14 protein-coding genes are annotated in these 14,120 nt (G+C 52.4%); 8 read left to right on the top strand and 6 right to left on the bottom strand.

The genetic code is table 11. The features are described 5' to 3' along the window. Nucleotides 1-57: 57 nt before the first annotated feature. Nucleotides 58-843, top strand: a complete 786-nt coding sequence (locus JC793_RS09865; protein WP_218426103.1) for a DJ-1/PfpI family protein — start codon at nt 58-60, stop codon at nt 841-843. Here the strand turns inward: JC793_RS09865 and JC793_RS09860 are convergent. The 4 genes from JC793_RS09860 to JC793_RS09845 all read right to left on the bottom strand — a co-directional run bounded on the left by JC793_RS09860 (nt 834) and on the right by JC793_RS09845 (nt 4,651). Then, on the bottom strand, nt 834-1,901 hold the full coding sequence (locus tag JC793_RS09860) for an alpha/beta hydrolase family protein (RefSeq protein WP_218426102.1): 1,068 nt from the start codon (nt 1,899-1,901) through the stop codon (nt 834-836). The two genes, JC793_RS09865 and JC793_RS09860, sit on opposite strands and share 10 nt — an antisense overlap. Before the next feature lie 4 nt (nt 1,902-1,905). After that, complete coding sequence (locus tag JC793_RS09855) at nt 1,906-2,367, bottom strand: GNAT family N-acetyltransferase (protein ID WP_218426101.1); 462 nt, start codon at nt 2,365-2,367, stop codon at nt 1,906-1,908. Beyond that, nucleotides 2,339-3,634 carry a serine hydrolase domain-containing protein gene (locus JC793_RS09850; protein WP_247717226.1) on the bottom strand — a complete coding sequence of 432 codons (1,296 nt, stop codon included), beginning with the start codon at nt 3,632-3,634 and terminating at the stop codon, nt 2,339-2,341. Before JC793_RS09850 ends, JC793_RS09855 begins: the two co-directional genes overlap by 29 nt. 114 nt (nt 3,635-3,748) lie before the next feature. Beyond that, the gene (locus JC793_RS09845) at nt 3,749-4,651 is read right to left on the bottom strand and encodes a LysR substrate-binding domain-containing protein (RefSeq protein WP_046893366.1); all 903 of its coding nucleotides are present in this window, start codon (nt 4,649-4,651) and stop codon (nt 3,749-3,751) included. 117 nt (nt 4,652-4,768) lie between these two features. Here JC793_RS09845 and JC793_RS09840 point away from each other — a divergent pair, with 117 nt between their 5' ends. Together JC793_RS09840 and pip are read left to right on the top strand one after the other, a co-directional pair. Next, the gene (locus tag JC793_RS09840) at nt 4,769-5,956 is read left to right on the top strand and encodes an MFS transporter (RefSeq protein WP_218426100.1); all 1,188 of its coding nucleotides are present in this window, start codon (nt 4,769-4,771) and stop codon (nt 5,954-5,956) included. Between the two features lie 122 nt (nt 5,957-6,078). Further along, entirely contained in the window at nt 6,079-7,050 is a 972-nt protein-coding gene (gene pip, locus JC793_RS09835; protein WP_218426099.1) for a prolyl aminopeptidase, read from the top strand. A 40-nt stretch (nt 7,051-7,090) separates the two neighbouring features. On the opposite strand, the gene JC793_RS09830 is transcribed toward pip, so the two are convergent. Continuing rightward, entirely contained in the window at nt 7,091-7,888 is a 798-nt protein-coding gene (locus tag JC793_RS09830) for a helix-turn-helix transcriptional regulator (protein ID WP_218426098.1), read from the bottom strand. A 134-nt stretch (nt 7,889-8,022) separates the two neighbouring features. Here JC793_RS09830 and JC793_RS09825 point away from each other — a divergent pair, with 134 nt between their 5' ends. Then, complete coding sequence (locus JC793_RS09825) at nt 8,023-9,444, top strand: MFS transporter (protein WP_218426097.1); 1,422 nt, start codon at nt 8,023-8,025, stop codon at nt 9,442-9,444. A gap of 108 nt (nt 9,445-9,552) precedes the next feature. Beyond that, the gene (locus tag JC793_RS09820; protein ID WP_431739817.1) at nt 9,553-9,951 is read left to right on the top strand and encodes a VOC family protein; all 399 of its coding nucleotides are present in this window, start codon (nt 9,553-9,555) and stop codon (nt 9,949-9,951) included. Here JC793_RS09820 and JC793_RS09815 read toward each other — a convergent pair. Then, on the bottom strand, nt 9,904-11,124 hold the full coding sequence (locus tag JC793_RS09815) for an MFS transporter (protein ID WP_218426096.1): 1,221 nt from the start codon (nt 11,122-11,124) through the stop codon (nt 9,904-9,906). The two genes, JC793_RS09820 and JC793_RS09815, sit on opposite strands and share 48 nt — an antisense overlap. Before the next feature lie 96 nt (nt 11,125-11,220). Between JC793_RS09815 and JC793_RS09810 the strand changes: the two genes are divergently transcribed. The 3 genes from JC793_RS09810 (at nt 11,221) to JC793_RS09800 (ending at nt 14,034) form a co-directional block, all read left to right on the top strand. Then, nucleotides 11,221-12,168 (top strand): LysR family transcriptional regulator, encoded by a 948-nt coding sequence (locus tag JC793_RS09810; RefSeq protein WP_046893360.1) that lies wholly within the window; start codon nt 11,221-11,223, stop codon nt 12,166-12,168. 3 nt (nt 12,169-12,171) lie between these two features. Then, on the top strand, nt 12,172-12,630 hold the full coding sequence (locus JC793_RS09805; protein WP_166707822.1) for a nucleoside deaminase: 459 nt from the start codon (nt 12,172-12,174) through the stop codon (nt 12,628-12,630). 255 nt (nt 12,631-12,885) lie between these two features. Continuing rightward, on the top strand, nt 12,886-14,034 hold the full coding sequence (locus JC793_RS09800; RefSeq protein ID WP_218426095.1) for an MFS transporter: 1,149 nt from the start codon (nt 12,886-12,888) through the stop codon (nt 14,032-14,034). The last annotated feature ends 86 nt before the right edge of the window (nt 14,035-14,120 follow it).

The following is a 14,120-nucleotide window of genomic DNA, read 5'->3' as shown; positions in this document are numbered from 1 at the left end:
GTACCGCATGTATTATTTTACCGATTAGTAAATAAATGCCATTCACGGAGTATTCTGATGTCTGATCATGATTATGCGGTTGATACGATTTACGGGTTGAGCACGCCCTCCATTCAGGCTCTGGTTGCGGCCGGACGTGCATCACAGCCTGCATTGCTGAAAGTCGGGATTTTTGTTTGCCCGGGCTATATGCCGATGGATATCAACGGCGCACAGTCCGTTTTTACGATCGCCGGGGCGGAAATCTGTTTTATCTGGAAACGCCGCGAACTGGTGGAGGGGTATATCGGCTGGCCGACAATGCCGACAATGACGTTCGATGAGTGTCCGGACGATCTGGATGTGCTGGTAACCGGGATGGTTCCGCCGGAAGTGATTGAAGACCCGGAAGTCATCCGCTTTTTTGCGCAGGCAGGCAAGAAGGCAAAATACGTTATCGGCACCTGCTACGGGTCATTGATGCTGGGTACTGCCGGGTTGCTCGAGGGTAAAAGGGCAACCAGTAACAGCAATGTGGTGCCGATGCTGCCGGATGTCGGCGCTGTCGCGGTCGGCGGCAGTGATGTGGTGATCGACGGGACAATATATACCTCCGGCCCGGCGACCGGCTCTTTTGATGCTTCACTGCTGGTGCTGAAAGCGCTGCGGGGTGAGGAGATGGCTGCGCTGGTTGAACTGGCGATTGAATACGATCCGCGTCCGCCGTTCCGCACCGGGTCACCGGAACTTGCGGGGCCGGAAATGACCGCCATTTCGCAAAGTATGACTGCACCACTGAACCGTCAATACCACGACGCCGCGAAGCGGGGATATGCCCGCTTTCAGCAGATGATTCAGGACTGACAAGCCGGATAATAGGCTGTTAAATCCGGGGTTTTGTTTTTGATCCAGTCAGTGATCAGAGACAATGCCCCGGGATAATAGGCTTCCCGTCCGGCGTACAGGAACTGCCACTGACGCAGTACCGGCCAGTCGCTGCTGAGCTGATAATTAAATGCCGGGGATTGTAATAAACCATGCCCGGCCTGCGGAAAGACAATAACGTTTGCCTGCGGGTTATTTTTCAGAAGAGACTGATAACGGCAGGCGTTCGGCAGGGCATCCACGTTGAGATCCTCCGCACCCCATACGGCCAGCACCCGGCCGTTCATCTGCGGGATCGCCGGTGAAGCATCACTCAGGTAATTTTTGACCACAAACGCAAAGCGATCCGGTGTCATATCACTGCGCTCTGCCGGGTCTTCTGAGCCGCCGGCACCAAATATCCGGTCATTATCCGCCTGTTCCGCGGCCAGCAATTGTGTTATTTCTTCCGGCGATTTTCCCTGCTGTGCGTAGCGCAGTCTCTGATAAAACTGCCCCTGGTCCCGCCAGTTCACGGCACCGCCGATAATTACGGAAAAGGCGGGCTGTGATTGTGCCGCCGCCACCGGAATCACCCATCCGGCCTGAGAAAAGCCGAGAAAACCAATCTGCACCGGGGTGTTCTGATAGCGGGACTGCATCAGCGACAGAGCTGCTACCGCCTCCTCAGCGCGATCATCCATGGACTGATGCAGCCAGTTTCCCTGACTGTTGCCGGTGCCGGCTTTATCCCAGGAAAATACCGCAACACCGGCATCCAACAGGGCGTTAAATAACGGGTTATATCCGTTGTCTGAGTACCGGTCCTGAGGACCATCACCATGAATAATCACAGCAACCGCCGCCGGCTGTCCGTTACCGGGCAGCAGCAGGGTGCCGGAAAGGGTATTTCCCTGTGAGGTAAAGGTCAGCTCTTTGGTAATGGCATTATCGAAATCAAAATCATCAAGATGACTGGTAAAGAACAATATCAGCCCGGCAGTCAGTAACAGCAGAGCGAGCCCGGTAAGCGTCCGGCGGATATAACGCGCTATCATGTTGTTACTCTTCTTCTTCGGATAAAAGAAAATCCCATTGCGCGAACGGTGTAAATCCGCTCTGTTGCGCGAGGATCAGGGAAGATATGTTATCGGTCTGGCAGCGGTACTGCGGTTTTAAACCCGCCTCAAGAATAACCCGGTTCAGTGCCAGCAATGCCTGACGGGCAAATCCTTGTCTGCGGTAACGGGGATCGGTCAGTACACCGATATCCTGCAATAACGAATCTTCCCACTGACAGGCACTGGCGGCGGCAACCAGCCGGCCTTCCGCAAAAACACCTGTGACCCGCGGATGCGTCAGTTCCACTCCGGCGATATCCGCATCTTCATCATTATTCCGGGCACAAAATTGCGCAAAAATATCCCGGTCTGCTTCTGTCAGCATGCGGACATTACCCGGGATCACAGCACCTTTCTGAGCTGCTTCCGCAGCTTCAGTCAGATAAAAAAAACTGATCCGCATACTGCCAGCGAAGCCCGGCCTGTTCCGCAAGAGAAAGAAATTCATCCCGTGATACCGGCTGTTCCGGGGTCAGCGCAAGCTGTTGTGCCAGTTCAGCAGAAATATGAATACGGTTATGCCCCGGTTGCCGTAACCACAGCGCATCATAGCCGGTTTCCAAATCAGTTCTGCACATCAGCCGCCATAAGGCGGATTCTGCCAGTACTTCGCCACGCAGGTATTCCGCATCCCAGTGGTCAGTGATAACTGCAGGGAATGCCGGGCTGAGAAAAGCCGCTGCGGCTGCCCTGGCTAGTGTTTCGGTATCACACTCTTCACTGTTGGATAAAACAACGATGGTGGTATCAGATTTTGTCAGCCGGATAAAGTATGTGCTGGTTCCCATCCAGCCTCCGGCATGTTCCAGACTCAGTTCACCGAAATGCTGCAGGGTATATAACCCGGCTGCATAAGGTTCATAGTCTGTAACGGCCGCGCCGTTTTCTGTCTGCGGGGAGAGCGTTTCTGTCATCTGCTGTATCAGTGCAGAGCCGCCGACACGGGCGGTGCGGTAGTTTTCACCCCATTTCATCAAATCAGTCGCGCAGGAATGCACCGCACCGTCACCGGTATGTGTCCACGGACTTTCGGAAATCCGCCACTGACCGGCGGCTTTGCCGTAACCGGTTGCAATGGTTTGCGGTGCCGGATATTGCTCAACAATAAAGGTCTTATCCATCGCCAGCGGTGCAAAAATCCGCTCACGGGCAAAATCAGCAAACGACTGCCCGCTGACCCGCTCAATAATCTGCGATAACAAAAAATAGCCGGTATTACTGTAATCATGGCGGGTACCGGGCGGAAAATCTGCCTCAGTCTGACTGACCAGGTCAGCCAGGGTTTCCTGCGGTGTCAGCGGATCATAAAAACCCACTTTGCGGGCAAACGCGAGATCCATATAGTCCTTCAGCCCGGAGGTATGGTGCAGGAGATGGCGCAATGTTACCGGACGGGCGTATTCACCCAGCTCAGGCAAAACGGATAAAACGGAATCACTGAGGGAAATCTTACCTTCCTGAACCAGCAACAGCAGCGAAAAAGCAGCGAACTGCTTGGAAACGGAGGCTAAATTAAAAATAGTCTCCGGTGCTACCGGCGTGCGGGTTGCCACATCCGCCATACCCCGGCAGCTGTGCCACGTTGCACCATTATCAGTATGGACCATGACGATAACACCGGGTTCATCCGGTGAAAAGCCCGCTGTCAGCGCATTCAGTGCCGTTTGCATTGTCGGTTCTCTCTTATTTTTACAGGGCAGATTTATTTTAAGACTAAATGTGCTGAAAAATATTGTCGAGCGGATCCGGTGCCGTATCATCAATGGCTTAAGGTAGTGTTCAGATTAACCGGCCTGCATGAAACTCCGGCTGTGTTGCAGAACAAAATCGATAAAACAGCGCAGACGGGGAGAAAGTGCCTGACTCCGGTAATAAACCGCATTAACCGGCTGTTTATGCTCATAGGTATACGACGTCAGAATCTGACGGAATTCGCCGTTTTCACGCATTTCATGGGTTACAAAATCGGAAATACAGGCAATCCCCGCACCGGAACGCGCCAGGTTACAGATAATTTCGCCGCTGCCTGCCGCCAGTGATGGCGTAATTTTCAGTCCTTTTTTGTTGCCGTTATACAGCGGCCAGATATTCAGATTTTCCGGCGCGATAAATCCCAGCAGGGTGTGCTGTGCCAGATCTTCTGGTGTTTTCGGCTCACCGTATTGCTGAAGATAGCGGGGGCTGGCCAGAACCCGCTGGCGGGTATATCCCATCAGCGTGGCGTGCAGAGACGAATCGGCCAGCGGGCCGAAACGGAATGCAATATCCGTCTGTTTTTCCAGTAAATTGGTAATGCCTTCAAAGTTAGTCAGTTCAAGGCGGATTTGCGGATAACGTTCATGGAATTGTGTGACCAGCGGTGCAATCACATGGAGCTGAACAGGCGTTGAAGCATCGACCCGCAAAGTGCCGGAAGGAATTTCTTTGTGGTTCATCAGCACATCTTCCGCTTCCTGTGCCAGTTGTACCACATCGCGTGCTTTTTGCAGAAACAGCGCGCCTTCCTCAGTCAGTTTCAGCCGCCGCGTGGTGCGGTAAAGCAGGGTGCTGTTCATCTTTTCTTCAAGGCGCAGCAGGGCACGGCTGACCGCTGAAACCGTCAATCCGCTCTGCGCGGCGGCGGCAGTCACTGAGCCGCAGTCAATCACCGCGATAAATGCCCGCATTTCTTCCAGTGTGATTTTCATTATTGCGTTTTACTCAATTGTTTTTTGCAGATTAACGGCTGTTCCCGCGAAAATCAATGTGGCAGAATCGCCGTCCTGACAACACAGTGACGTTGTTTTTTTTATTCTGAGGACATTATGCGAACAAATACTGCTCTGTTATCCCTGTCTGTCGGCGCGTTTGCCATCGGGGCAACGGAATTTTCCCCGATGGGAATGCTGCCGGAAATTGCCGGATCACTGGGTGTTTCTATTCCTGCCGCCGGTATGCTGGTGGTGGTATATGCACTGGGTGTGATGCTGGGGGCACCGGTGATGACACTGCTGCTGATCCGCCGTTCGCCGAAAGCCGCGCTGATTTTTCTGATGAGCATTTTTACAGCAGGCAATGTGATGTCAGCGCTGGCGCCGGATTATAATACGCTGCTGCTCGCCCGCTTTATCACCAGTCTGAATCACGGTGCATTCTTCGGAATTGGTGCCATGGTGGCAACCCGTGTGGTGGCAAAAGGTAAAGAAGCAGGGGCAATAGCAGGTATGTTTATGGGACTGACCATTGCCAATATCGGCGGTGTTCCGGCAATTACTAAATTGTCCCAGATACTGGGCTGGCGGGAATCGTTCTTTGTGGTCAGTCTCCTCGGCCTGCTGACAATGGCGGCGCTGCTGCGATCACTGCCGCGTAATATGCAGGGTCAAGCGCTCAATCTGCGCCGTGAATTGCAGGTACTGACCCGTCCGGCGGTATTACTGGCAATGCTGTGTACGGTACTGGGTGCCAGTGCCATGTTTACGTTTTATACCTATATTGCACCTGCGCTGACCTTTATTTCCGCAGTACCGGAAACACAGATCAGTATGATGCTGATACTGGTCGGGCTGGGCTTTACGCTGGGTAACTATCTGGGCGGTGTATGGGCAAACCGTTCGGTCTCCCGCACGTTATACGGATTATTCGCACTGCTGGCACTGACGATGGTCCTGTTTCCGCTGATGGCTCGTGACAGTGTCACGTCCGGAATTATGCTGGTTATCTGGGGCGCGGCCAGTTTTGGGATAGTCCCGCCGCTTCAGGTAAAAGTCATGCAGGTCGCATCAGAGGCGCAGGCATTGGCATCTTCCGTTAATATCGGCGCGTTTAACCTCGGTAATGCGGTTGGTGCTGCGCTGGGGGCTTCAGTGCTGGCAAACGGCGGCGATTATGCCGGTGTCAGTTATGCCGGTGCAGCAGTGGCCGCCGCCGGATTAGTGGTGTTGCGGATAACGTTACGCCGGAAAAAACCACAGATTACCGTGTCAGATACGGAGCAATGCACGACGCTCTGAACGCATTAAACACGTCAGATATCAGGGCAGCCTGTGGTGTAATCACCACAGGCTGCTTGTCTTTTATGCAGGTTATTGATTAGGATGGTAAGTTCTGTTGACTGATAACCGGTGGTTTTGCAATGACAACATCTTCTGATACTACACTGCGTACGTTATATCCGGCCATTGAGCCTTATGAAACCGGGTTTCTCGATGTTGGTCATGGTCACCGGATCTATTACGAACGAGCCGGTACACCCGGCGCGAAACCGGCTGTTTTTCTGCACGGCGGACCGGGCGGCGGGATCAGCCCTGAATACCGGCGCTATTTTGATCCTGCCCGTTATGATGTGCTGCTGTTTGACCAGCGCGGATGCGGGCGTTCAACACCGCATGCTGAAATCGCGCATAACACAACGTGGGATCTGACGGATGATATTGAGCGGCTGAGAAAACATATTGGTGTCAGCAAATGGCTGGTATTCGGCGGCTCCTGGGGGTCATCACTGGCGCTGGCATACAGTGAAACGTATCCGCAGCAGGTGAGTGAAATTATTTTGCGCGGTGTATATACCGTGACACAGTCAGAGCTGGACTGGTATTACCAATTTGGTGTTTCTCAGATGTTCCCTGAAGAGTGGGAAGCCTTTCTGGCTCCGGTTCCGGTGCAGGAGCGGCACAATATGATCGCTGCCTACCGTAAGCTGCTGACTGATGATGATATTCAGGTTCAGTTAACGGCAGCCAAAGCCTGGACCTTGTGGGAAGGGAAAACCACCACATTGTTACCGGATGCAGGACATCTGGACGAATTTACCGATGACCATTTCGCCATCGCATTTGCCCGGCTGGAAAATCACTATTTTTATCACCGGTGCTGGCTGGAGGAAGGGCAGTTACTGCGCGATATTCACCGGTTACACGGTATTCCGGGCATTATTGTTCACGGTCGTTATGATATGCCGTGCCCGGCAACCTTTGCCAGGCATCTTCACAAAGCCTGGCCGGGTTCGGTACTGCACCTGATTGAAGGTGCGGGGCATGCGATGTCTGAACCGGGCATCCGGGATCAGTTACTGCGGGCAACCGACCATTTTGCAGCGGCATGCTGATAATCCCTGTGGCATTACTGCCTGCCGCCGCGTCTGTGCTTTAATCCTCACCGGTTACCGGGGTGTACACCAGTAACCGGTTGGATTTATCAATATCAAATGTCAGTGAGGCATACTCATAAGTTTCCCGTCTGCCGCTGAACTCGATTTCACGGATACCGTTACAGGGCTGATAGATCTCGTGTTTATTCCACAATTTGTCAAAAACAGGGGATTCCTGACATAACGCGGCGATCATCCGCTGAATATTCGGGTCATGTTTGGTTCTGGCATAATCACGGCGGAAACTGGCCAGCAGACGCTGAGCATCCGTTTCCCAGTCCGTAAACCGGATCTGATAGCGGGAATCGGTAAACAGTAAATACAAAAAGTTACACATCCCGGGCTGAGCATCAGAGAAGTGCAGATAACGATCTGCTTTTTCATTATAGGCCAGTACATCCCAGTGCAGATTCAGCACATAGCAGAGATAATTATCCGGAAAATCGTCCAGCATCCGGGTGATAACCGGCGGCACCTGATGTTCGGTATCACCGGACGCTTCGGGTGCCCGCTGATGGGCCAGCAGATACAGATGCTGGCGTTCTGCTTCATTCAGGCGCAATGTCCGTGACAGGTTATCCAGAAAGCGGGCGGATACGCCGATTTCACGTCCCTGTTCCAGCCAGGTATACCAGGTCAGACCCACGCCGGCGAGTGCCGCTACTTCTTCACGGCGTAAACCCGGAGTACGGCGGCGTGACGTGTGCGGCAGTCCCACACATCCGGGGGTCAGGCTTTCCCGTTTTGTCCGTAAAAAATCGGCCAGTTCCGGCCGTGTGCGCGGATTGTCACTCATGAGCAGATGCCTTATGTTATGTTGCCTTTAGTGCCTGTTATTAATAGTAATAGTATAAACTGTTAAATTGTAACAGGATAACGGCCTGATTATAGTCTCATTCCTGCTTTTAAAAATGGCAAAATGAGAAAAACATGAATCAGCAACAACGTATCGCACTGTTTGTATTAGTCCTCGCCGGATTTGTCACCATTTTTGATCTGTTTGTCGTCAATGTGGCGATTGTCAGTATAGAACGCGACTTACAGGCCGGTTTCACGGAGCTGACACTGATTATTGCCGGTTATGAACTGGCATTCGGTCTTCTGCTGATCACCGGCGGACGGCTGGGGGATATTTACGGACGCCGCCGGTTATATCAGGCCGGAATGGCCTTTTTCACGCTGGCCTCCTTATTGTGTGCCGTCGCACCGACCGCGTTATTACTGGTGACTGCCCGGTTTATTCAGGGACTGGCGGCCGCATTATTGTTCCCGCAGGTGTATGCCGGCATTCGCCTGAATTTTGATGAAACACAGGCCGGAAAAGCCTTCGGCTGGCTGGGCATGACCCTGGGGCTGGCCGCAATTGCCGGTCAGGCGCTGGGAGGCTGGCTCATCACACTGAATCTGGCTGATATGGGCTGGCGGCTGATTTTTCTGGTTAATCTCCCTGTCGGTATACTTGCACTGGTGTTATCCCGCTATTTACAGGAAGGCCGTGCACCCGGGAAATTAACCACGGATTGGCCGGGTGTGCTGTTATCGGCCACAGGTATTACCGCATTTCTGCTACCGCTTCTGATGTTACCGGTGTGGGGCCTGACACTTTCCGGTGCCGGATTGCTGCTTACGGGTATGGTTCTGTTGTTCTATTTTGTCCGTTATGAGCAGTATTTATCACGCACCGGACAAACGCCGCTGTTTGATATTGCTGTACTGAGTAACCGACCGTTTGTTACCGGCACTGCTGTCGTGTTGTGTGTTTATGCCACCTCATCGGCATTTCCGCTGATACTCTCCCTGTTACTGCAAAACGGTATGGGTGCCACACCGCTGGAAGCCGGGCTGATTTTTGTGCCGTCCAGTATCGGCTTTGTTATTGCCTCCTTTATCACACCACGAATGACGATCAGGCTGGGCGAACCGGTGATTTATTACGGTGCATTAGGGTATGCCGCCAGTTACCTGCTATTAATTGCCGGACTGAATATTTTACCGCAAAGCACAACCAGTGCTGTACTCAGCCTGTTTCTGTTTTTGGTCGGGTTCACTCAGGGCATGATTATGACCCCGATGCTGAATATTGTGCTGTCCCGGGTTACGCCCGCACAGGCCGGAATGGCATCCGGACTGACGGCCACATTACAACAAATTGGTGCGGCAGCCGGTGCAACCGCAGTATCGGTTATTTTGCAGTTTTCGCTCAGGCACAGCGGAGATACCGTACTGTTATCTGCTCCTGCCGCGGTTTACAGTGTCAGTCTCGGGTTTAATGTCCTGATGGCACTCTGCGCCGCACTTCTGATTTACCGGCTGACGCGCGTCCGTAAACCAGAAATAATCTCCCGTCAGTAACTCATCATTACGGATGTATTAAAAAAAGAAAATACCCTCAATTGTGTATTTTCAGTCAGTGTGATACCACGTAATGTACGAATAACCGCAAATACAGGGAGCTGTCTGATGATTACTGTTTCACATCTTGACCATCTGGTTCTGACCGTGGCTGATATCGAAAAAACCTGCGATTTTTACCGCCGGGTACTGGGGTTTTCTGTTGTAACATTTCGCGGGGATCGCAAAGCGCTGGTGTTTGGCCGGCAGAAAATTAATTTACATCAGGCAGGAAATGAATTTCTGCCGAATGCGGATAAACCCGTCCCCGGTTCCGCCGACCTCTGTTTTCTTACCGGAACCCCGGTTGAACAAACGCTGGCGCATCTGGCAAAAGAGAACGTTGTTACGGAAGAGGGGCCGGTGGAGCGCACAGGTGCAACCGGCCCGATAATATCGGTCTATTTCCGTGACCCGGATTTAAACCTGATTGAGATTGGTCTGCCGCTCACGTCCCGTACGGTATAAGCGGATAACAAAACCGGAAACCAGTATCAGTACCATGGCGGAACAGGCCAGTGCCGCCATGATATTTTCCTGCAGGGAGAATACCGATACCATCATACCGCCGGCGGCGGAACCGGCAGCAATTCCGGTGTTAAAAAAGGCGATATAGAGAGAGCCGGTGATTTCAATCGCCTGCGCGCTGTAGCGGATCATCCAGTTCATCAGAGTGACAGATACGCCGCCATATACCACGCCCCAGAGAGTGAGAATGATGATATGGAATACCGGGATTGCAGGCAGCAGGAGCAGCCCGGCTAAACTTAAAGCAATGCCGCTGGTAATACAGAATATGGCACTGAATAAATGACGTCCGGATAATAATCCCAGTATGAAATTACCGGCAATACCGGCAATACCGTACAGCGCCAGTAACCCGCTGAGTTCATGCGCCTGTAATTGCGGATCCCTTTGCAGAACAGGCCGGATAAAGGTAAATGCCATAAAGTGGGCCGTCACCAGAAGTAACGTGATTAACAGTCCGGTCCGGATAGCCGGGCGGCGGAGTTGCATCAGAAAATCGCGGACAACCGGTGCCTGAACCGGTGGCAGAGACGGCAGGCTCAGCATCAGCAGTAATACCATAAGGGAAAACAAACCCATGATGCCAAACACGCCACGCCAGCCAACCCATTCGCCGAGGATCACACCAAGCGGAATTCCCAGAACAGATGCAGCGGCGACACCGGCAAATATCAGAGAGGTTGCCAGTGATGTATGGCGGGAAGCAACCAGTCTGGCAGCTATCCCTCCGGCGATTGCCCAGATCCCGCCGATACTTATCCCGACTATTATCCGGGCGGCCACCAGAACAGAAAAATGAGAAGCGGTGGCAGCACAGATATTCGCGGCCATCAGGAATGCCATGAGGAGCATCAGCAACCAGCGGCGGTTCAGGCGTCCGGTGAACAAGATAATCAGTGGTGAACAGAGTGCAGCCACCAGAGCCGGAATCGTTAACATCAGACTGACATGAGCCTGCGGCACATGAAACTCAGCCGCGACAGGCGTCAGTAATCCGACCGGCAGCATCTCCGTGGTGACCACGGCAAAGGTTGCCAGTGTCAGCGCAACAACAGAAAACCATCCCCGGCGGGCAGATGGTAATGAAAGAGATAAACAATGACTGTCTGACATACATTCCTCACAGTAATAACTTTACTTGAGAAGAGAGTCTATATGCGCCAGTATGACAGATAAATATCATCTTTGGCGTAACATCCGGGACAAATCGTGGCAGATAAAAACAGTTTATTACTGGATAACTTATTTGATGTACTTGTTTTTGTCCGGGTCAGTGAAACCGGTAATTTTACGGCAGCAGCCGGGAAGTTGCAGATTTCCCGTTCTGCCGCCGGAAAATGTCTTCAGCGCCTGGAAAACCGGGTCAGTACGCGTCTGCTTCACCGGACCACGCGGCGTTTGCGTCTGACTGAGGAGGGAGAGCGCTTTTACCTGCATGCCAAACGAATATTATCCGAAGTGGATGATGCAGAAAATGCGCTGTATGAAGGAAGAAAAACACCCTCCGGAACATTGCGGATCGCTGTTCCTGTGGTCTTTGGCCGTAATTATGTGATGCCGGTGATACATCAGTATGCCGCACAATGGCCGGACGTTGATATTGATGTCAGTTTCTCAGATGATTACTGTGACCTCGTTCAGGAAGGGATTGATGTGGCAGTGCGTATCGGCGGTAATGATGACAGCCGCCTGGTGCGTAAGGTTCTGGCTCCTCACCGGCTGATCACCTGTGCATCGCCGGGTTACCTGGCACAGCATGGCATACCGGAAACACCGGAACAATTGACAGAACATGCGTGTCTGGTTTTCCGCCACCGGGGACGAAATGTTCCCTGGCAGTTTATGCGGGACAGAGAAACGCAGCTATACCCGGTTACCGGCAGGTACAGCCTGGGAGATACCGGTGCGGTACTTGATACGGCTCTGACGGATGGCGGAATTTGCCAGCTGGGTGCTTTTCTGGCGGGGCCTCAGATAGCGAAAGGAACACTACAGCCGGTACTGACCGCATTTACACCCCGGGGTGAACCGGTGTGTGCGGTGTATCCGTCAAAACAATTTCTGGCACCGAAAGTCCGCGAATTTCTCAATACACTGGAAACTCAATGGCAGGGGAAAGCGGTATGGGAATCCCCGGCCATCAACCATAAGGAATAACTGATGACAGATAGTGAATTTCTGACTCAGGCGATAGCGCTGGCACGCCGGAATGCCGAAAAAGGCGGCCGCCCGTTTGGTGCTGTTGTGGTCAGAGACGGGCAAATTGTCGGTGAAGGGGTTAATCAAATGTCTGAACTGCATGATCCGACAGCCCACGCTGAATTGCTGGCATTGCGTCATGCTGGCAAAAATCTTCAGCAGACCCGGCTGGAGGATTGTGTGGTGTATGCCAGCGGGCAACCTTGTCCGATGTGCCTGGCCGCGATGCGGATGGCGGGCGTAACCCGCGCTGTATATGCGTATTCCAATGCAGATGCGGAACCTTACGGTCTGTCAACAGCATCAATCGCGCTGGCGTTGCGGGCTGATCCGCATGAGCAGCCCGGTTTTTCGTTTACGCAGCAAAAACCGGAAGATCAACCGTCTCTTTATGAGTTCTGGCAGCAAAAACAAAACTAGTCATTTCCCCGGATGCCGCTGGGTTTCCGGTGGCGGATATCCCTGATATCATATCCGCCGGTATCTTCTGCCGCTTTGCACTTTCCTTCCTTCATTTGCGTCTGTTTTACATCCTCTTATTTATCCTCCGGAACATACTGCTTTTTATCAGCAGTCCGTCATCCGTCTGCCTGTCATTTCGCCTGATTTATCTTCCCCTGGTTTGTGAATTCAATCCATAACCCGTTTATTTTCATTTTGTTATACAGGATTCTTATGATTTCACCTTATACCTTGCCCGTACTGGCGCTGACAGTATTTTTTACTGGGGTTACCGAATTTATGGTTTCACCAATGCTGACACCGCTGGCAGCGGCATTTGATGTCACACCGGCACAAGCGTCGTGGCTGATTGCGGTGTATACCTTATCGTATGCCGTGGCCGCGCCGGTGCTGGGGCGTTTATCGGACCGGGTCAGCCGTGATCGGATGTTACGTACCGCATTGCTGTTGTTTGTGGCGGATGGCATTGCCCTGGCAACAGCACCGTGTTTCAGTGTGGCTGTCGGACTGCGTATTCTGGGCGGACTGGCGTCTGCGGCACTGATTCCGTCAGTGTTTGCGCTGATTGCAGAGCAATTCCCGCCTGACAGGCAGGCTTCCGCGATGGGATTTGTGATGACAGGCATGACCGCCGGAATTATCTCCGGCCCGGCAATTGCCGGATGGCTGACATCCGGTATCGGCTGGTATGCACCTTTTCTGCTGACTGCCGCAGGGAGTTTGATTATGTGGATAGCCTGCTGTTTTTTATTACCCGGCATCAGCAGGATTTCCGCTCAACCGGTAGCATCATTACCGCGAAAAGATTATTCACCGGCATTATTGGGCCTGATCACCGCCAAAGGTCTGTGGAACGGGACTGCGGTGGTGTTATTTGTCCTCAGTGGTGAATGGCTGCGGCACCGTTTCGGGCTGAATACAGAAACTATCGGTCTGATCAGCATCATATTCGGCGGCGGATTATTAACCGGAAATATTTTGTTGCCGTTTTTCCGGCGTTTAAGCGCTACAGATACCCGCTTGTTGCTGATCAGCCTGATAGTGATGAGTACCATGATTGCCGGGTTTATCAGCGGAGCGGGCGGACTGACCGGGATGATGTTGTGGATGCTGCTGCAGGGGTGTGCACTGGGGATTGCGGCTCCTGTCAGCACAGCAATCATTGCGGAGCAGGCCGGAACACGCAAAGGAGAGGCACTGGCATTATCAGAAAGTCTGAATAACCTGAGTATCTTTATTCTGTTGCCGGTAACAGCAGCACATCAGAACAGTCAGATGTTATTACCCGCCGTTACTGCATTATTATGTTGCGCAACAGCATTGACGGGGTACATTCTCAGCCCGATATATTGTAAAAAGTAATAATAACGAGAGAAATTATCTCTTCCGGAACTCATTGATACTGATCACGTTTACCTGAAGCGAAAATCAATATCATTTACGTTATA

This window comes from Morganella morganii (assembly GCF_019242955.1).
GTDB lineage: Bacteria > Pseudomonadota > Gammaproteobacteria > Enterobacterales > Enterobacteriaceae > Morganella > Morganella sibonii.
The sequence above is the reverse complement of the archived record's forward strand: the minus strand, read 5'-3'. Positions and strand labels throughout refer to the sequence as shown.

What these genes read in the sequence shown, in the direction of transcription:
- JC793_RS09865 (WP_218426103.1), top strand. Translation starts at nt 58, where the DNA reads ATGTCTGATCATGATTATGCGGTTGATACGATTTACGGGTTGAGCACG.
- JC793_RS09860 (WP_218426102.1), bottom strand. Translation starts at nt 1,901, where the DNA reads ATGATAGCGCGTTATATCCGCCGGACGCTTACCGGGCTCGCTCTGCTG.
- JC793_RS09855 (WP_218426101.1), bottom strand. Translation starts at nt 2,367, where the DNA reads ATGCGGATCAGTTTTTTTTATCTGACTGAAGCTGCGGAAGCAGCTCAG.
- JC793_RS09850 (WP_247717226.1), bottom strand. Translation starts at nt 3,634, where the DNA reads ATGCAAACGGCACTGAATGCGCTGACAGCGGGCTTTTCACCGGATGAA.
- JC793_RS09845 (WP_046893366.1), bottom strand. Translation starts at nt 4,651, where the DNA reads ATGAAAATCACACTGGAAGAAATGCGGGCATTTATCGCGGTGATTGAC.
- JC793_RS09840 (WP_218426100.1), top strand. Translation starts at nt 4,769, where the DNA reads ATGCGAACAAATACTGCTCTGTTATCCCTGTCTGTCGGCGCGTTTGCC.
- pip (WP_218426099.1), top strand. Translation starts at nt 6,079, where the DNA reads ATGACAACATCTTCTGATACTACACTGCGTACGTTATATCCGGCCATT.
- JC793_RS09830 (WP_218426098.1), bottom strand. Translation starts at nt 7,888, where the DNA reads ATGAGTGACAATCCGCGCACACGGCCGGAACTGGCCGATTTTTTACGG.
- JC793_RS09825 (WP_218426097.1), top strand. Translation starts at nt 8,023, where the DNA reads ATGAATCAGCAACAACGTATCGCACTGTTTGTATTAGTCCTCGCCGGA.
- JC793_RS09820 (WP_431739817.1), top strand. Translation starts at nt 9,553, where the DNA reads ATGATTACTGTTTCACATCTTGACCATCTGGTTCTGACCGTGGCTGAT.
- JC793_RS09815 (WP_218426096.1), bottom strand. Translation starts at nt 11,124, where the DNA reads ATGTCAGACAGTCATTGTTTATCTCTTTCATTACCATCTGCCCGCCGG.
- JC793_RS09805 (WP_166707822.1), top strand. Translation starts at nt 12,172, where the DNA reads ATGACAGATAGTGAATTTCTGACTCAGGCGATAGCGCTGGCACGCCGG.
- JC793_RS09800 (WP_218426095.1), top strand. Translation starts at nt 12,886, where the DNA reads ATGATTTCACCTTATACCTTGCCCGTACTGGCGCTGACAGTATTTTTT.